At 49.6% G+C, this 16,954-nt stretch carries 28 protein-coding genes; all 28 read right to left on the bottom strand.

Annotated elements, in window-relative coordinates:
• Positions 1–58: 58 nt before the first annotated feature.
• The 28 genes from IC804_RS10625 to rplN all read right to left on the bottom strand — a co-directional run bounded on the left by IC804_RS10625 (position 59) and on the right by rplN (position 16,929).
• Complete coding sequence (locus IC804_RS10625) at positions 59–1,075, bottom strand: Mrp/NBP35 family ATP-binding protein (protein ID WP_008881908.1); 1,017 nt, start codon at positions 1,073–1,075, stop codon at positions 59–61.
• Positions 1,076–1,256: 181 nt separating this feature from the next.
• Positions 1,257–1,973, bottom strand: coding sequence for an N-acetylmuramoyl-L-alanine amidase CwlD (gene cwlD / locus IC804_RS10620; RefSeq protein WP_008881909.1), 717 nt, complete (start codon positions 1,971–1,973; stop codon positions 1,257–1,259).
• Between the two features lie 66 nt (positions 1,974–2,039).
• Positions 2,040–2,480, bottom strand: coding sequence for a YbaK family protein (locus IC804_RS10615; RefSeq protein ID WP_011886633.1), 441 nt, complete (start codon positions 2,478–2,480; stop codon positions 2,040–2,042).
• Positions 2,481–2,602: 122 nt separating this feature from the next.
• Positions 2,603–2,995 (bottom strand): 30S ribosomal protein S9, encoded by a 393-nt coding sequence (rpsI, locus tag IC804_RS10610; protein ID WP_008881911.1) that lies wholly within the window; start codon positions 2,993–2,995, stop codon positions 2,603–2,605.
• Positions 2,996–3,017: 22 nt separating this feature from the next.
• On the bottom strand, positions 3,018–3,455 hold the full coding sequence (rplM, locus tag IC804_RS10605; RefSeq protein WP_008881912.1) for a 50S ribosomal protein L13: 438 nt from the start codon (positions 3,453–3,455) through the stop codon (positions 3,018–3,020).
• A 323-nt stretch (positions 3,456–3,778) separates the two neighbouring features.
• A complete protein-coding gene (truA, locus tag IC804_RS10600) occupies positions 3,779–4,540 on the bottom strand; it encodes a tRNA pseudouridine(38-40) synthase TruA (protein WP_008881913.1) in 762 nt (253 codons plus the stop codon).
• Positions 4,541–4,552: 12 nt separating this feature from the next.
• Complete coding sequence (locus tag IC804_RS10595; RefSeq protein ID WP_081157329.1) at positions 4,553–5,350, bottom strand: energy-coupling factor transporter transmembrane component T family protein; 798 nt, start codon at positions 5,348–5,350, stop codon at positions 4,553–4,555.
• Entirely contained in the window at positions 5,340–6,215 is an 876-nt protein-coding gene (locus tag IC804_RS10590; RefSeq protein WP_008881915.1) for an energy-coupling factor ABC transporter ATP-binding protein, read from the bottom strand. The genes IC804_RS10595 and IC804_RS10590 overlap by 11 nt, the downstream gene beginning before the upstream one ends.
• Entirely contained in the window at positions 6,191–7,030 is an 840-nt protein-coding gene (locus IC804_RS10585; RefSeq protein ID WP_008881916.1) for an energy-coupling factor ABC transporter ATP-binding protein, read from the bottom strand. The genes IC804_RS10590 and IC804_RS10585 overlap by 25 nt, the downstream gene beginning before the upstream one ends.
• A 121-nt stretch (positions 7,031–7,151) precedes the next feature.
• Complete coding sequence (gene rplQ, locus IC804_RS10580; RefSeq protein WP_008881917.1) at positions 7,152–7,514, bottom strand: 50S ribosomal protein L17; 363 nt, start codon at positions 7,512–7,514, stop codon at positions 7,152–7,154.
• A 115-nt stretch (positions 7,515–7,629) separates the two neighbouring features.
• Positions 7,630–8,574 (bottom strand): DNA-directed RNA polymerase subunit alpha, encoded by a 945-nt coding sequence (locus tag IC804_RS10575; protein WP_008881918.1) that lies wholly within the window; start codon positions 8,572–8,574, stop codon positions 7,630–7,632.
• 171 nt (positions 8,575–8,745) lie between these two features.
• Positions 8,746–9,135: a 30S ribosomal protein S11 gene (gene rpsK, locus IC804_RS10570; RefSeq protein ID WP_008881919.1), complete on the bottom strand. Its 390-nt coding sequence runs from the start codon at positions 9,133–9,135 to the stop codon at positions 8,746–8,748.
• A gap of 25 nt (positions 9,136–9,160) precedes the next feature.
• The gene (gene rpsM, locus IC804_RS10565) at positions 9,161–9,526 is read right to left on the bottom strand and encodes a 30S ribosomal protein S13 (RefSeq protein WP_008881920.1); all 366 of its coding nucleotides are present in this window, start codon (positions 9,524–9,526) and stop codon (positions 9,161–9,163) included.
• A 20-nt stretch (positions 9,527–9,546) separates the two neighbouring features.
• Positions 9,547–9,660, bottom strand: coding sequence for a 50S ribosomal protein L36 (gene rpmJ / locus IC804_RS10560; protein WP_008881921.1), 114 nt, complete (start codon positions 9,658–9,660; stop codon positions 9,547–9,549).
• 34 nt (positions 9,661–9,694) lie between these two features.
• A complete protein-coding gene (infA, locus tag IC804_RS10555; RefSeq protein ID WP_008881922.1) occupies positions 9,695–9,913 on the bottom strand; it encodes a translation initiation factor IF-1 in 219 nt (72 codons plus the stop codon).
• A 208-nt stretch (positions 9,914–10,121) separates the two neighbouring features.
• The gene (gene map / locus IC804_RS10550; protein WP_008881923.1) at positions 10,122–10,862 is read right to left on the bottom strand and encodes a type I methionyl aminopeptidase; all 741 of its coding nucleotides are present in this window, start codon (positions 10,860–10,862) and stop codon (positions 10,122–10,124) included.
• Positions 10,859–11,512 carry an adenylate kinase gene (locus IC804_RS10545; protein WP_008881924.1) on the bottom strand — a complete coding sequence of 218 codons (654 nt, stop codon included), beginning with the start codon at positions 11,510–11,512 and terminating at the stop codon, positions 10,859–10,861. The genes map and IC804_RS10545 overlap by 4 nt, the downstream gene beginning before the upstream one ends.
• A 43-nt stretch (positions 11,513–11,555) precedes the next feature.
• Positions 11,556–12,848, bottom strand: coding sequence for a preprotein translocase subunit SecY (secY, locus tag IC804_RS10540; RefSeq protein WP_008881925.1), 1,293 nt, complete (start codon positions 12,846–12,848; stop codon positions 11,556–11,558).
• On the bottom strand, positions 12,848–13,288 hold the full coding sequence (rplO, locus tag IC804_RS10535) for a 50S ribosomal protein L15 (protein WP_008881926.1): 441 nt from the start codon (positions 13,286–13,288) through the stop codon (positions 12,848–12,850). The genes secY and rplO overlap by 1 nt, the downstream gene beginning before the upstream one ends.
• Before the next feature lie 25 nt (positions 13,289–13,313).
• Positions 13,314–13,502, bottom strand: coding sequence for a 50S ribosomal protein L30 (rpmD, locus tag IC804_RS10530; RefSeq protein ID WP_008881927.1), 189 nt, complete (start codon positions 13,500–13,502; stop codon positions 13,314–13,316).
• A 13-nt stretch (positions 13,503–13,515) separates the two neighbouring features.
• Entirely contained in the window at positions 13,516–14,016 is a 501-nt protein-coding gene (gene rpsE, locus IC804_RS10525) for a 30S ribosomal protein S5 (protein ID WP_008881928.1), read from the bottom strand.
• 17 nt (positions 14,017–14,033) lie between these two features.
• A complete protein-coding gene (gene rplR, locus IC804_RS10520; protein WP_008881929.1) occupies positions 14,034–14,396 on the bottom strand; it encodes a 50S ribosomal protein L18 in 363 nt (120 codons plus the stop codon).
• Between the two features lie 33 nt (positions 14,397–14,429).
• Entirely contained in the window at positions 14,430–14,966 is a 537-nt protein-coding gene (rplF, locus tag IC804_RS10515; protein ID WP_008881930.1) for a 50S ribosomal protein L6, read from the bottom strand.
• Positions 14,967–14,998: 32 nt separating this feature from the next.
• Complete coding sequence (gene rpsH, locus IC804_RS10510) at positions 14,999–15,397, bottom strand: 30S ribosomal protein S8 (protein ID WP_008881931.1); 399 nt, start codon at positions 15,395–15,397, stop codon at positions 14,999–15,001.
• A 33-nt stretch (positions 15,398–15,430) separates the two neighbouring features.
• Positions 15,431–15,616, bottom strand: a complete 186-nt coding sequence (locus IC804_RS10505; protein WP_003247599.1) for a type Z 30S ribosomal protein S14 — start codon at positions 15,614–15,616, stop codon at positions 15,431–15,433.
• 29 nt (positions 15,617–15,645) lie between these two features.
• Positions 15,646–16,185 carry a 50S ribosomal protein L5 gene (gene rplE, locus IC804_RS10500; RefSeq protein ID WP_008881932.1) on the bottom strand — a complete coding sequence of 180 codons (540 nt, stop codon included), beginning with the start codon at positions 16,183–16,185 and terminating at the stop codon, positions 15,646–15,648.
• 27 nt (positions 16,186–16,212) lie between these two features.
• Positions 16,213–16,524, bottom strand: a complete 312-nt coding sequence (gene rplX, locus IC804_RS10495) for a 50S ribosomal protein L24 (protein ID WP_029761767.1) — start codon at positions 16,522–16,524, stop codon at positions 16,213–16,215.
• Between the two features lie 36 nt (positions 16,525–16,560).
• Complete coding sequence (gene rplN / locus IC804_RS10490; protein ID WP_008881934.1) at positions 16,561–16,929, bottom strand: 50S ribosomal protein L14; 369 nt, start codon at positions 16,927–16,929, stop codon at positions 16,561–16,563.
• Between the last annotated feature and the right edge of the window lie 25 nt (positions 16,930–16,954).

The following is a 16,954-nucleotide window of genomic DNA, read 5'->3' as shown; positions in this document are numbered from 1 at the left end:
CGCTCAAAGGAACGAGCGCGAGCGACTCAAGGCATCGGACGCTTTATGTTTAAGCTGTTCAATACTTCGCGGCAATTTTTCGGGCGATATCCATATAAATTTTCCCAATCGGATGATCTTCCGCATAAACGGACGGAGCAAAATCGTCGTCATTCCAATCTGGTTGCTGAAGCGGCAACTGCCCTAACAGTTCTGTTTGTAGCTCTTTTGCCAGCTTCGCTCCGCCACCTTTGCCAAACACGTATTCCCGTTCACCTGTTTTCCGGCTTTCGTAATACGACATATTTTCGATGACACCGATAATCTCGTGTTCAGTGCGTAAGGCCATGGCCCCGGCACGGGCAGCGACAAACGCGGCGGTTGGATGCGGGGTTGTAACGATAATTTCTTTGCATGACGGCAGAAGCGTATGCACATCTAAAGCGACGTCACCTGTACCTGGCGGCAGGTCAAGCAGCAGGTAGTCTAAATCGCCCCATTCGACTTCTTTAAAAAAGTTGTTGAGCATTTTTCCAAGCATCGGACCGCGCCAAATAACCGGAGCGTTGTCCTCAACGAAAAAGGCCATCGAAATGACTTTTACCCCAAACCGTTCAACCGGGATAATCTTATCGCCTCTTACTGTTGGGCGCTCGGTGATCCCCATCATGTCGGGTACACTAAACCCGTAAATATCAGCGTCGATCAACCCGACTTTTTTGCCAAGCCGAGCAAGCGCGACGGCCAAATTGACAGAAACGGTTGATTTCCCAACCCCACCTTTGCCACTGGCGATAGCGATATATGTCGTTCTTTGCTTATTCTCGCTATATTCCTCAACGACTTCTCGCGGCAGTTCGGCAAACCGCAGTCCGACAGAAGCAGCACCTGCGTCTTTCAACTGTTGGACGATCGCCGTTTGTACGCGGAGTTGGTCAGGAGTACCGATTTTAGCGAGCGCGATTTTTACGCTGACATGGTTCTTCTCTTCTTTAATTTTAATTTCTTGAATGGCGTTCGTTTCCTTAAACGTTTTGTTTAAAAATGGGTCTTTCATGTTTTCAAGAATGGCTCGCACGTCGTTTTCCGTCAGCATCGTATTCACCAACCCTTTTTCAATCAATGACTGTTTCTATTATCTACTATACCATAAGTTGCTAGGAAACCGCCATGTTCAGCCTTCTTTCCCATTTACTTATAGTGGGAATGAGGATTTCCATTTCCCTTTGGTAAAGATCATGTTTCGCTGCCGCTGTTCTACTCAAAAAAAACCCTCGCTATTCACGAAGCGTGGGTTCATTGGAAAAGTAGCGCAATACCCCTTTGTAAATGGAAGCGGCGAGTTGCGTCTGGTAATGATCAGAGGCGAGCAATTCCCGCTCGTCCGGATTCGATAAAAACCCGATCTCAACAAGCGCACCTGGCTTTTTCGCGTGTTTCAACAAATAAACCGTGTCAATCATTTTCGCCACCCGATGAGTGTTTTCCAAGTTGCGCCGTAGCTCAGCCTGGATAAATTTCGCCAGCCGCTCGTTTTCGATGAGCGAACCGTAGTAAAACGTCTGTGCCCCCCGCCATCGCGGCGATGGAATGGCGTTTAAATGAATGCTGATGAATAGATCCGCATCGGACTTGTTAATGAATGTCGTTCGTTCACGCAAGTCTTCCGTTTTCCGCCGGCTGTAGCCGCGCGTTGACGGGCTGGCCAAGTCGCGATCCGTCTCTCGTGTCATAAGCACGAGCGCGCCTTGCTGCTGCAAGTAATCGCGCAGTTTTTTCGCCACGTTCAGCGCGATTTCCTTTTCTACCACCTCGCCGCCAACAGCACCGCCGTCTGGTCCACCGTGGCCGGGGTCTAATACGATAATTCTCCCTGATAACGGAAGATTCCAAGGCTTGGTCGATGTAAGATCAGAAAATAAGGATGGAAATAACAAAACACCGAGGATGGTGATCGCAGCAACAGCGACCAGCCACTTCCACTTTTTTTTCATCGTTTCTCCTCCCGCGCATTTCCCTTCTCTATCTTATATGGGACAAGGCGCGGGAATAGAACTCATTTAGTGAAGTTTTAGCCGGTACCGCTTTTTCCCCCGTTCAAATCCTTCTGTCCACCAGTTACTGATATATTGCTCGCATGCATAGTAAAGTGACTCACCTCGGATATCATCCTCAACATTGCCCCAAAAGCAAAGAAAATCAAACAGCGTGTCAACCAAATATTTCTCCTCTCGGACACAGCGCTGGCGCACACTGTCGGTTGGTTCCCCATAATAGCCAAACCGGCTGTAATGAGCGCCAAGCAAATATGCTTCAATGGCCAAGTCAATGCAGCCTTCCTCGACAACGGATGGGAAAATCCGATACGTTTGGTAGAAAGGGACAAAATGTTCAAGCACTTTGGCCCGCAGTTTCTCGAGCGACAATTCCCGCAACATTTTTCGCTCATAGCGAAGCTGCTTTTCCTGCCTTTTTTCCGTCAATGAAGTGATGACTGCCATCGTTGTTCACGCTCCTTTACGATGTAGTGTTTAACGATCGGACGTAAACATACGTGCGGACCAAAGGCAGAAATAAGCAAAAAACCCAGCCAAATTGGCTGGGTTGGAATAGACGGATATGATTAACGTTTCGAGAACTGCGGAGCGCGGCGGGCGCCTTTGAGCCCATATTTTTTCCGTTCTTTCACGCGGGCATCGCGTGTCAGCAAGCCAGCGCGCTTCAATACCGCGCGGAATTCCGGATCTACTTCAAGCAACGCACGAGCAATGCCGTGACGAATAGCGCCAGCTTGGCCAGCAAATCCGCCACCATGGACGTTCACTAAAACGTCATAGCTGCCGAGCGTTTCCGTCAGGACGAGCGGTTGTTTTACCATTTCGATGAGCGCTTCCGACGGAATGTATTCACGAATGTCATGTTTATTGACGATGATGCGTCCATCGCCCGGGACGAGGCGGACGCGGGCAACTGAGCTTTTGCGACGACCTGTACCGTAATATTGTACTTGTGCCAAAATAAATACCCTCCCTTGTCAATTATCCGCGAAGTTCGTATACTTCCGGTTTTTGCGCTTGATGCGGATGCTCGCTTCCACGGTAAACGTGCAGCTTTTTGAACATTTGACGGCCGAGGCTGCCTTTTGGAAGCATGCCGCGTACTGCCCGTTCAATCATTTGTTCCGGATAGTTTGTGCGCATTTCAAGCGCTGTTCTTACTTTCAAACCGCCCGGGTGTAAGCTGTGGCGATAATACAGTTTTTTCGTTAACTTTTTCCCTGTCAGTTCGACTTTGTCTGCATTGATGACGATCACATGATCCCCGCAGTCGACGTGCGGAGTGAACGTCGGTTTATGTTTGCCGCGCAACAGCGCTGCTACTTCGCTAGCTAAACGACCTAACGTTTTGCCAGCTGCGTCGACAACGTACCATTTACGCTCTACTTCATTCGGTTTCGCCATGTAAGTCGTACGCAATATAGTTCCCTCCTAAAAGAAAAATGAACAAGTAAGTTGATGGTTTATTTCAACACGATTGCTGTCCGGGGCTAATCGTGGAAAATACATGCCATATGATATGATAGCTTGCCGGTGCGCCAATGTCAAGAAAATGTTACACGAGGATTCGTTGTCATGAACCTTCCGTTTCTCCTTTGGGAGCCTTGCGCACCATACAACTTTCCCGGCCGTCTCAAACAGACGTTTGTCTTCCTTCCTAATTGGAAACGACAGGTAACACTCGTATTGCGATGCTTAAAGGGCTTTTGGCCAGTTTATATGAAGAGAAGAGCAGCCCTCAGCTAATGACCGAAACTTTCACCATCATAATACACGCGCCATAAATACAGCCCTTCAGCCGGCGCGGTGGGACCGGCAAGCCGACGGTCTTTCGCCGCAAGCAGCGCCTCAATATCGTCAGGAGGCCGTTTCCCTTGGCCGACCTCAAGCACTGTACCAACGATGATGCGCACCATGTTGTATAAAAAGCCGCTTCCAACAAACCGAAACTGAAGCATTGGGCCATCCACTTCCATTTCGGCCTGATAAATGGTGCGCACACGGTCTTCAATCACCGTTTTGGCCGAACAAAAGCTCGTAAAATCGTGTGTCCCCTTAAGCAAGCCGAGTGCCTCGCTCATGGCGTCTACACGGAGCGGGTACGGATGCCATGCGCAATAATGGCGACGGAACACGTCGCGCTCGGCCGCCGTCCATACGTTATAGCGGTACTCTTTCGCTTTGGCGGAAAAACGGGCGTGAAACGTGCTGTCTGCCTCGTCTACCGAGCGGACAGCGATATCGTCTGGAAGCTGGGCGTTTAACGCCTTTTTCCACTGCTCAGGGGAAAGAGCAAGCGGCGTATCAAAGTGAATGACTTGCCCGTAGGCGTGAACGCCGGCGTCCGTCCTCCCGGAAGCCGTGATTCGCACGTCATCCCCTTTATGCATCCGCTTGAGCACTCCCTCGAACTCGCCTTGCACCGTACGTTTTCCCGGCTGAACTTGATAGCCGGAAAAATACGTGCCATCATACGCTACCACGCATTTGATTCGTCGTGTCATGGCAGTCCTCCGCTATGAACGTAATAGAAAAAGCAATGCAGCCAGCAGCGCGGTGGCGACTAAAAAAGACGTGTCCAACGGCTTCCAGACGAGTTGACGAAATTTCGTCCGTCCTTCCCCGCCCCGGTAGCCGCGCGCTTCCATCGCTGTTGCCAGCTCATCAGCCCGCTTAAACGAACTGATAAACAATGGGACGAGCAGCGAGACGATCGCTTTCACCCGCTCAGAAAAACGACCGCCGGAAAAATCGACACCACGTGCTGCTTGCGCCTTCATAATTTTTTCTGTCTCTTCCATTAGTGTCGGAATAAATCGCAATGAAATCGCCATCATTAAGGCGAGCTCATGGACGGGCACGCGCATTTTTTTGAGCGGCCCGAGTAAACTTTCCACGCCATCGGTCACTTCAATGGGCGTTGTCGTCAGCGTCAGCATCGTCGTCATGAGCACAAGCAGCAAAAACCGCAACGAAATAAAGATTCCTTGTCGAATGCCGCCTTCATAAATCGAAAAGGTGCCAAGCTGATAGACAACGTCCCCTTCTTTCGTCATGAATAAATGCAATAACATCGTAAACAAAACAACCCATAAAATCGGCTTTAAGCCGCGCATAATGAACGAAAGCGGGATGCGCGACAGGGCCGCAAAAACGAACGTAAATAACGACAACACCGTATAGGTCACCACATTGTTCGCCAAAAAGACGATAAGGACATAGGCAAACACGATCAACAGCTTCGCGCGTGGGTCTAAACGGTGGATCAGTGAATGGCCGGGCACATATTGCCCGATAATCAAATTATTGGTCATGGACGCTCACCTTAGAAAACAATTGCTTGATGGCGTCAGCCGTCTGTTCAATCGTTAAGCATGGCGACGGAATGGTGACGCCAAACCGTCTTTCTAGCTCCTGCTTCAACTTGACCGTTTCCGGCACGCTTAAGCCAATGGCGGCAAGCCGCTCGGGATCACGAAAAATCTCCTCTGGCGTCCCTTGGCCCCATACTGTTCCTTCGTGCATCACAATGATTTCGTCGGCGTATTGGGCGGCATCTTCCATACTGTGGGTGACAAGGACCGTCGTTAGCTGTTTTTCGTGATGAAGACGATAAAACATCTCCATAATTTCCTTACGCCCACGGGGATCAAGTCCAGCAGTCGGTTCATCAAGCACGATCATTTCCGGCTCAAGCGCGAGTACGCCGGCAATGGCGACGCGCCGCATTTGCCCGCCGCTTAAGTCGAACGGCGATTTGGCCAGCACGTCTTCGTTGAGCCCGACAAGCTTGACGAGCTCTTTTGCCTTTCGTTTCGCTTCTTCCTCGGGTACACCGAAATTGAGTGGGCCAAAACAAATATCTTTCTCAACCGTTTCTTCGAACAATTGATGTTCTGGAAACTGAAACACAATCCCGACTTTTTTGCGCAACGGTTTGAGCTGCTTTGGTCGCTTGCTGCCGGTAATCGTCTCTTCGCCGATTTTCACCGTGCCGCTTGTCGGTTGCAATAAGCCGTTTAAATGCTGAAGGAGCGTCGATTTGCCCGAACCCGTATGGCCAACAATGGCGACATACGTTCCGTCCGCAATGGTCACGTTCACATCATATAGCGCCCGGCGGGCGAACGGCGAACGGGCATTGTACACATGCTCTACTTTTTCGAATACAATGTCCATAGCTCCTCGACCAACTCCTCCGTCGTGAAGTATCCCACCCGAAGCGGAATGCCTTTCTCCCGCAAGCGACTGCCCATTTTCACGGCAAACGGCAGATCAAGCCCGATGCGCTCAAGCTTGCCTCCTAGCCGGAAAACATGTTCCGGCGTTCCTTCTGCCATGACTTCTCCTTTGTTCATGACGACAATGCGATCTGCTCTCGCCGCTTCTTCCAGATCATGCGTGATCGATACGACTGTGATGCGTCGCTGGCGATTCAGGCGGCGCACCGTGTCGAGCACTTCTTCCCTCCCACGCGGATCGAGCATCGATGTTGCTTCGTCCAAAATGATCATGTCGGGACGAAGCGCTAAAATGCCAGCGATGGCAACACGTTGCTTCTGCCCACCGGAAAGCCGGTGTGGCTCGTGTTCGAGAAACGATTCCATATGCACTTGGCGGACAGCTTCATGGATACGCTCGACCATTTCATCACGCGGAATGCCGTTGTTTTCAAGAGCAAAGGCGATATCGTCTTCAACGGTCGTCCCGACAAACTGGTTATCTGGATTTTGGAACACCATGCCGACACGGCGGCGTACATCCCAAACGGTTGTTTCATCGAGCGGGCGTCCGAATAGGCGAATGACGCCCCGCTCCGGCCGAAGCAGGCCGATGAGCAGCCGGGCAATGGTCGACTTACCGGATCCGTTATGACCGACAATCGCCAGCCACTCTCCGCGCTCGGCTTGGAAGCTAACGTTTTGTACCGCATACTCCGATTGGTTCGGATAACGGAAATACACTCCTTCGATCGAAAGGATCGGTTCGGCCATAATGGTTTCTCCTTGCCTCGTCACATTCTCAACCATACCTTGCTAAATGATGGTAAACAAAAAAAGGGCATAGATCCAGTTCAAAAGAAACTGTCTCGCCCTTGTTGAAATAAAACAACCGTTACACGAGTTCGATAATGACCATCGGCGCCCCGTCACCGCGGCGAGGACCAAGTTTCATAATGCGCGTATAGCCGCCTTGGCGATCTTGGTAGCGCGGCGCAATGTCACTGAACAGCTTTTGCAGTGCATCTTGGCCAGTTTCGCTGTTGGCGACTTCATTGCGAATAAATGCCGCTGCTTGACGGCGAGCATGCAAATCGCCGCGTTTGCCGAGCGTGATCATTTTTTCAATAACCGAGCGCAATTCTTTTGCCCGTGCCTCAGTCGTTTCGATGCGTTCGTTGATGATTAAGTCCGTCGCTAAATCGCGAAGCAATGCTTTTCGTTGAGAAGTAGTGCGTCCTAATTTTCTGTACGACATCGAATGTCCCTCCCTCTTAAAATAATGTGTTCCTCATTGCCGTCATGATCGGTTGACGCCGAACGCGAAATCTATGGCTAAAGCGCGCTTCCGCCTTGTCGGCGGAGACTGGCGCTTAATCGTCTTTACGCAGGCTAAGCCCCAGCTCGGCCAGCTTCGCCTTCACTTCTTCAAGCGATTTGCGGCCGAGGTTGCGCACTTTCATCATATCTTCTTCCGTTTTTTGCGTCAGCTCTTGAACGGTGTTGATGCCGGCACGTTTTAAGCAGTTGTAGGAACGGACAGAAAGATCGAGTTCCTCGATCGTCATTTCGAGCACTTTTTCTTTTTGGTCGTCCTCTTTTTCTACCATGATCTCAGCATTTTGTGCTTCATCCGTCAGGCCGACAAAAATGTTCAAGTGCTCAGTTAAAATTTTCGCCCCAAGGGAAATGGCCTCTTTCGGCCCGATGCTTCCATCGGTCCACACGTCAATCGTCAATTTGTCATAGTCTGTCACCTGACCGACCCGCGTGTTCTCAACTTGATAGGAAACTCGGGAGACAGGCGTATAAATGGAGTCGATCGGAATCACGCCGATTGGCTGATCTTCACGCTTGTTCGCCTCAGCCGGTACATACCCACGCCCCCGTCTGGCGGTCATGCGCATGCGCAAGCGACCACCTTCCGCCAGCGTAGCAATATGAAGGTCCGGGTTTAAAATTTCTACATCGCTGTCGTGAGTAATATCGGCAGCCGTGACAACTCCTTCACCCTGCACATCGATTTCCAACGTTTTCTCTTCGTCCGAGTAAATTTTCAACGCTAACTTTTTGACATTCAGAATGATGGCTGTTACATCCTCGACGACGCCTTCAATCGTTGAAAACTCGTGCAGTACACCGTCGATTTGCACCGATGTCACAGCCGCACCAGGGAGTGAAGACAATAGGATACGACGCAAGGAGTTCCCTAAGGTTGTTCCATATCCGCGCTCGAGCGGTTCGACCACGAATTTGCCGTATTTGGCATCTTCGCTCAGTTCGACCGTTTCAATTTTCGGCTTTTCAATTTCAATCATCGATTATTATACCCTCCTTCAAAACGTCGAGACCCCGACCAAACGGTACACGCCTAATAACATTCCCCCATAAATCTATATCTACGCTTGCCAGCGGACGAAGCCGGCTCCCCTGTCATGGTCTTTATCATATCCCATTATTGACAATGGTTCAAATTCTATACAGGGGCGTTACACGCGGCGACGTTTTGGCGGACGGCATCCATTGTGCGGGATCGGAGTGACGTCTTTGATCGCCGTAATTTCTAATCCGGCTGCTTGCAACGCACGGATCGCTGCTTCACGGCCAGCCCCAGGACCTTTCACGTTCACTTCGACCGTTTTCATGCCATGTTCCATCGATGCTTTTGCTGCTGCCTCTGCAGCCATTTGTGCTGCAAACGGCGTCGATTTGCGCGAACCTTTGAACCCTAATGCGCCAGCGCTTGACCAAGCAATGGCGTTGCCATGAACGTCCGTAATCGTTACGATCGTGTTGTTGAAAGTCGAACGAATATGAGCGATGCCCGTATCAATATTTTTTCTTACGCGGCGTTTACGAGTATTTGTTCTACGTGCCATTCGTCAAATGACCTCCTTTGCATGATTATTTCTTCTTGTTCGCTACCGTACGGCGCGGGCCTTTACGCGTGCGAGCATTGTTTTTCGTGTTTTGACCACGAACCGGCAACCCACGGCGATGACGAAGACCACGATAGCAGCCGATTTCCATTAACCGTTTAATGTTTAACGATACTTCACGGCGCAAGTCGCCTTCCACTTTTAAGCGGCCAACGATTTCACGAATGCGGCCAAGCTCCTCTTCCGTTAAATCGCGAACGCGTGTGTCTTCCGATACGCCTGCTTCTTTTAAGATTTTTTGCGCAGTCGGTTTGCCGATCCCATAAATGTATGTTAACGAAATAACTACTCGTTTATCGCGCGGAATGTCAACACCTGCAATACGTGCCATATTGTACACCTCCTTGGAAATTACCCTTGACGTTGTTTATGCTTCGGATTTTCACAAATGACCATTACTTTGCCATGTCTGCGAATGACTTTGCATTTTTCGCAAATTGGTTTGACAGATGGTCTCACTTTCATGTTGTTTACCTCCCTATTAAACGGAGTGCATTCTTTATTTATATCGATACGTAATCCGTCCACGCGTTAAATCATACGGCGACAACTCCACCGTCACTTTATCGCCAGGCAAAATGCGGATGAAGTGCATACGGATTTTGCCGGACACATGGGCCAATACTGTGTGCCCATTTTCTAATTCTACACGAAACATCGCATTTGGCAATGTTTCAATGACGGTGCCTTCCACTTCAATTACATCGTCTTTTGCCATCGAGCGGCTCTCCCTCCTTCGAATGAGTAACATTGTGTTACGCAAAACCGAACGGACATAAGGCGGGCGATGTCCACGATGATCGAGAAGGTCGATAAACGGCCGCCTTGATCGCTGAATCAGTTGAGTGGTCTAAGGCCACCGCAAACTCTGAAGAAAAGCTTGCTGACCTGCCCCGACGCTTAGAGACTGCGCTGCCTGCATCCGTTCATGTTAAGATTTCATAGCCTTGCTCTGTAATAACAATCGTATGTTCGAAATGAGCACACCGTTTTCCGTCCACCGTGACAACAGTCCAATCGTCAGCCAATGTTTTCACATGACGACTTCCAGCATTGACCATCGGCTCAATGCACAGCGTCATGCCTGGCCGCAAAATTGGTCCTCTATTCGGTGGACCATAATGAGGGACTTGTGGGTCTTCATGTAAGTGTTGACCAATTCCGTGCCCGACATACTCGCGGACGACGGAAAAATGGTGCGCTTCGACGTATGTTTGAATCGCATGAGAAATGTTTGTCAAGCGGGCACCTGGCTTCGCCTCTGCGAGTCCAACATACAACGATTGTTCCGTCACGTCAAGCAACCGCTTCGTCTCAGCGTCGATCTCCCCAACTGGATATGTCCAAGCTGAGTCAGCATGGTAGCCTTCATACTGTGCTCCCACATCGACCGTAATAATGTCGCCCTCGCGTAGCATGCGATTGCCGGGAATTCCGTGCACGAGTTCCTCATTTACTGAGGCGCAAATGCTTCCTGGAAACCCTTGATACCCTTTAAACGACGGAATGGCGCCATGGGAACGAATTACTTCCTCCGCAATGGCGTCCAGTTCCTTTGTCGTTATCCCGGGACGAATATGCTTTTTCAGCTCTTCTAAGGTAAGGGAAACAATTTTTCCCGCCTCACGCATAAGGGCAATTTCATGCTCGGTTTTATAAATAATCATCGAGTAAGTCCCCCGAGCAATTCGCGAATGTCGCTAAACACTTTTTCCATTTCTTGTTCGCCGTTAATGTGGCGCAAATAGCCTTTTTGCTCATAGAAATCGAGCAATGGCTTCATTTGTTTCGTATTCACCTCAAGCCGATTCGCCACTGTTGCTTCATTATCGTCAGGGCGCTGATAAAGCTCGCCACCGCATTTATCACATACGCCTGGCTGAGCCGGTGGGTGAAAAACAAGATGGTATGTCGCTCCGCAGTTGCGACAAATTCGTCTGCCTGTGAGGCGCTCCATTAACACATCTTGGCGAACATCGATATGGATGACATAGTCAAGCTTGCGGCCGATTTCAGCCAGCATCGCTTCCAGCGCCTCCGCTTGGGCAACCGTGCGTGGGAATCCGTCAAGCAAAAAGCCGTTTTGGCAGTCGTCTTTGCTTAACCGTTCACGGACGATACCGATCGTCACCTCATCCGGAACAAGATCACCACGGTCGATATATTCTTTTGCCTGCAATCCTAACGGTGTGCCTTCTTTCATCGCCGCCCGAAACATATCCCCGGTTGAAATATGTGGGATTCCATACGTTTCTACGATTTTCTCGGCTTGCGTGCCTTTGCCGGCACCTGGCAGCCCCATCAGCACTAAATTCATCCTAACTCCCCCCACGCACAAGAGATGTCGACTCTTGCCTTCTTTACTTGATGAATCCTCGGTAATGGCGTTTTACCAGCTGGCTCTCAAGCTGTTTCATCGTCTCAAGGGCCACGCCGACAACGATGAGCAAGCTCGTACCACCGATCTGTGCGGAAGGCGGCAAGTTCGCAAAGTTTACAAAGAACACCGGCAGCACGGCAATGAACGCTAAAAAGAGCGAGCCGACGAGCGTCAATCGGTATAAAATTCTCGTTACGTACTCTTGTGTATTTTTTCCAGGGCGAATACCTGGGATGTAACCGCCTTGCTTTTTCAAGTTATCAGCCATCTGTTCCGGGTTGACTTGAACAAACGCGTAAAAGTACGTAAACGCGATAATAAGCACGACATAGATCGTCATGCCAACCGGATGAGTATAGTCAAACGTTCGGCGAATCCACAATGTTACATCATTCGTGCCAAAAAACGATGCAATCGTCGGTGGTGCAATCAAAAAGGATACGGCAAAAATGACCGGAATGACCCCGGCTGGATTCACTTTGAGCGGCAAATGAGTCGAATGGCCGCCGACCGGGTTTCGGCCTTCAAGCCGCTTCGCATATTGAATCGGAATTTTCCGGAACGCCTGCTGAATGTAAATAACGCCAACAATAACAGCAACAACTGCCAACGCTACAAGCAGCAACCGGACAATACGTAAAAACAAGTCTTCCCCGACATTTTCAAATTGTTGGGCGTAAATTTGGTTCAAAATCGTCGGAATGCCGGAGACGATCCCAGCAAAAATAATGATCGAAATTCCGTTCCCGACTCCTTTGGCAGTGATCTGTTCGCCGAGCCACATTAAAAAAGCTGTGCCAGCGGTCAAAACAACCGCGATCAGCAAATATGTGCCAATGCCCGGATTTTGAATAAGCATCCCGCCGGCCAAATTGTTGAAGCCGTACGACATGCCGAGCGCTTGGATAAATCCAAGCACGATCGTAAAATAGCGGGTAAACTGAGCTAATTTACGTCGGCCCATCTCGCCTTGCTTCGACCATTCCGCGAATTTTGGAACGACGTCCATTTGCAACAGCTGGACGATAATTGATGCCGTAATGTAGGGCATAACCCCCATGGCAAAAATCGAAAAGTTTTGCAGCGCCCCGCCGCCAAAAATGTTCAGGACGCCGAATGCATTTAATTGGTCTTGCAGTTTTAATACATCGGTGTTCACGCTCGGAACAGGGATGAATGTTCCGATGCGGAACACGATTAGCATAAGGAGAGTGAAAATGATTTTGTTTCGAATATCACTGACGCGCATAAAGTTGGAGATTGTCCGAAACATTAAATCACCTCAGTTTTACCGCCAGCCGCCTCGATAGCCTCTTTTGCCGATGCCGAGAACTTATGCGCTTTGACCGTTAACTTTTTCTCGATTTGACCTTTGCCTAAAATTTTCACGCCCGACTTCAGCTTGCTGATTACACCTTTTTCAAGCAACAATTCCGGTGTAACTTCCGTGCCATCTTCGAAAATGTTCAGTCTATCTAAGTTGACTACCGCATATTCTTTGCGGTTGATGTTCGTGAACCCGCGTTTCGGCAAGCGGCGGAACAAAGGCGTTTGGCCTCCTTCAAATCCAAGGCGAACCCCTCCGCCGGAGCGAGCTTTTTGACCTTTGTGACCACGGCCAGCCGTTTTGCCGTTGCCCGAACCGATTCCGCGGCCGACACGAACAGCTTTTTTCCGGGAACCCGGCGCTGGTTGCAATTCATGAAGTTTCATGGCGAAGCACCTCCTTATGATCTCATTATTCTTCAATTTCTTTTACTGTCACAAGGTGAGCGACTTTGTTAATCATCCCACGGATGGCGGGATTATCATTATGAACGACCGTTTGGTGCATTTTCCGCAAGCCGAGTGTTTTCACGGTAATGCGTTGGTCTTCCGGACGACCAATCACGCTGCGCGTGAGGGTAATCGCCAATTTCTTTGCCATGATCGTTCCCTCCTTATCCTAACAGTTCCTCGACTGTTTTGCCGCGCAATTTTGCTACGTCTTCGGCGCGTTTTAATTGTTTTAATCCGTCGAACGTTGCACGCACCATGTTGATTGGCGTGTTCGAGCCGATCGATTTCGACAAAATGTCGCTGATGCCTGCCAACTCTAATACAGCACGAGCTGGACCACCGGCGATAACTCCAGTACCTTCGGAAGCCGGTTTTAAAATAATTTCTCCGGCACCAAAATGACCGATCACTTCATGCGGAATCGTCGTACCAACAATCGGTACTTCCATTAAATTTTTCTTCGCATCTTCAATGGCTTTGCGGATTGCTTCCGGAACTTCTTGCGCTTTCCCTGTACCAAATCCAACATGGCCGTTTTTATCGCCGACAACGACTAAAGCTGAAAAGCGCAGGCGACGTCCGCCTTTTACAACTTTTGCCACACGGTTTATCGCGACTACACGCTCTTCCAATTCAAGTTTGTTTGGATCAATACGACGCATCGGTGTCCCTCCTTTAATTAGAATTCCAAGCCGGCTTCGCGGGCGGCATCCGCTAATGCTTTAACCCGTCCATGATATAAATAGCCACCGCGGTCGAACACAACTTGTTTAATGCCTTTCTCTAACGCCCGTTTGGCAACAAGTTCGCCGACTTTTTTCGCCGCATCAATGTTGTTTGTCGAATCTAAGCTGAACTCTTTATCCAATGTTGAGGCGCTGACAATCGTTGCCGATTTCACATCGTCGATAATTTGCGCGTAAATATGTTTGTTCGAACGGAACACGCTCAACCGCGGACGTTCAGCTGTGCCGAAGATTTTTTTACGGATGCGCGCGTGTCTTTTTTTACGGACCGCGTTTCGGTCAACTTTCGTGATCATCGAATGTCACTCCTTTCGCTTCGCTATGCCGCGTTATTTACCAGTTTTACCTTCTTTTAAGCGCACAACTTCGCCTTCGTAGCGAATACCTTTACCTTTATACGGCTCCGGCGGACGTACGGCGCGAATGTTGGCTGCCAGTTCGCCCACGCGCTGTTTGTCTGCCCCTTTGACGATGACTTTCGTTTGAGCTGGCACTTCAATTTCAAGCCCTTCTTCCGGCTCAATTTCTACCGGATGAGAGTAGCCGACGCTCAATACGAGCTTTTTCCCTTGTTTCGATGCACGGTATCCGACACCGACCAGCTCAAGGGCTTTTTCATAGCCTTTCGAAACGCCTTCGACCATGTTAGCAAGCAAGCTGCGCGTCGTACCGTGAAGCGCGCGATGTTGCTTCTCATCGCTTGGGCGTGTAACGGTGATCACATTGTCTTCAACGTTGATCGTAATATCCGGGTGGAACGTGCGGGTTAATTCCCCTTTCGGGCCTTTGACCGTAACCGTATTGCCGTTCACCGTGACAGTGACACCGGCAGGAATTTCAATTGGTTTTTTGCCGACACGTGACATGTCAAAAACACCTCCATTCTTGAACAAATAAATTACCAAACGTAGGCGATTACTTCGCCGCCCGTACCTTTTTGCCGTGCTTCTTTGTCTGTTAAGATGCCTTGCGACGTCGAGAGAATGGCGATCCCTAAGCCGTTTAAGACGCGCGGCACTTCATGAGCCTTAACATATACGCGCAACCCTGGTTTGCTGATGCGTTTCAGCCCGGTAATGACGCGTTCGTTGTTCGGACCGTATTTCAAGAAAATGCGGAGAATACCTTGTTTGTTGTCTTCGATATATTCCACATCACGAATAAACCCTTCACGCTTCAAAATCTCGGCGATTTCCCGCTTGATTTTCGAAGCCGGGACTTCGAGTTTTTCGTGACGTACCATGTTCGCATTGCGGATGCGAGTTAGCATATCAGCAATTGGATCTGTCATCACCATTTTGTTTTACCTCCTTCCCAATCAATGGGTTTATTACCAGCTGGCTTTTTTAATGCCTGGAAGTTGACCTTTATATGCGAGTTCACGGAAACAAATACGGCAAAGTTTAAATTTGCGGTAAACCGAATGCGGGCGGCCGCAGCGCTCGCAGCGGGTGTACGCTCTCACTTTAAACTTCGGCGTCCGTTTTTGTTTCGCGATCATCGATTTTTTAGCCACGATTTCGCCTCCCTTGCGTTATGGGATCATTATTTTTGGAATGGCATGCCGAGCAACGTTAACAATTCACGCGCTTCTTCATCCGTGTTGGCCGTCGTGACGATCACGATATCCATGCCGCGCACTTTATTGACTTTATCGTAGTCGATCTCTGGGAAAATGAGTTGTTCTTTAATACCGAGCGTATAGTTACCGCGTCCGTCGAACGCTTTTTTCGATACGCCGCGGAAGTCGCGTACGCGCGGAAGCGAGACCGAAATCAATTTATCAAGGAATTCATACATCCGTTCACCACGCAACGTGACTTTCGCACCGATCGGCATTCCTTGACGAAGGCGGAAACCAGCGATCGATTTTTTCGCGCGTGTCACAACCGGGCGTTGGCCAGCGATCAATGTCAGCTCTTCTACAGCGCTGTCTAATGCTTTCGGGTTTTGCACCGCATCGCCGACACCCATATTAATGACGATCTTTTCGATTTTCGGAACTTGCATGATCGATTTATAGTTGAACTTGCTCATGAGAGCAGGCACGACTTCTTTGGTATATTTCTCTTTTAGGCGGTTCATAAAAGTACCTCCCTTCCTGCGTCACGGTTATTTATCCAAAATCTCTCCGGATTTTTTCGCATAGCGCACTTTTTTGCCGTCGACAACTTTGTAGCCAACGCGCGTCGGCGTACCTGTTTTCGGATCCAACGGCATCACTTTGGAAACGTGGATTGGCGCTTCTTTTTCAATAATGCCGCCTTGCGGGTTCGCTTGCGACGGTTTCGCATGCTTTTTCACGATATTGACGCCTTCCACAATGACGCGGTTTTTCTTTGGAAATGCCGCCAGGATGACGCCTTGTTTGCCTTTGTCTTTGCCGGAGATTACTTGCACTTTGTCACCTTTTTTTACATGCATCGGATTCGCACCTCCTTGAAACGCTATTCCGTTCCATTAAATAACTTCCGGAGCTAAAGAAATGATTTTCATGAAGTCTTTATCGCGCAATTCGCGGGCAACCGGTCCAAAAATACGCGTACCGCGCGGGCTTTTGTCATCACGAATGATGACGCAGGCGTTTTCGTCAAAACGGATGTACGAACCATCCGAACGGCGTACCCCGCGTTTCGTGCGAACGACAACCGCTTTAACGACTTGACCTTTTTTAACAACGCCACCTGGCGTCGCATCTTTAACCGTAGCTACAACGACATCGCCGATGTTCGCGTAGCGGCGGCCCGAACCTCCGAGCACTTTAATGACAAGCACTTCGCGTGCGCCAGAGTTATCAGCTACTTTTAAGCGAGATTCTTGTTGAATCATCGACGAAACCTCCTTTCGGAATTAT

The organism is Geobacillus sp. 47C-IIb (genome assembly GCF_014679705.1).
Classification (GTDB): Bacteria; Bacillota; Bacilli; order Bacillales; family Anoxybacillaceae; genus Geobacillus; species Geobacillus thermodenitrificans.
The sequence above is the reverse complement of the archived record's forward strand: the minus strand, read 5'-3'. Positions and strand labels throughout refer to the sequence as shown.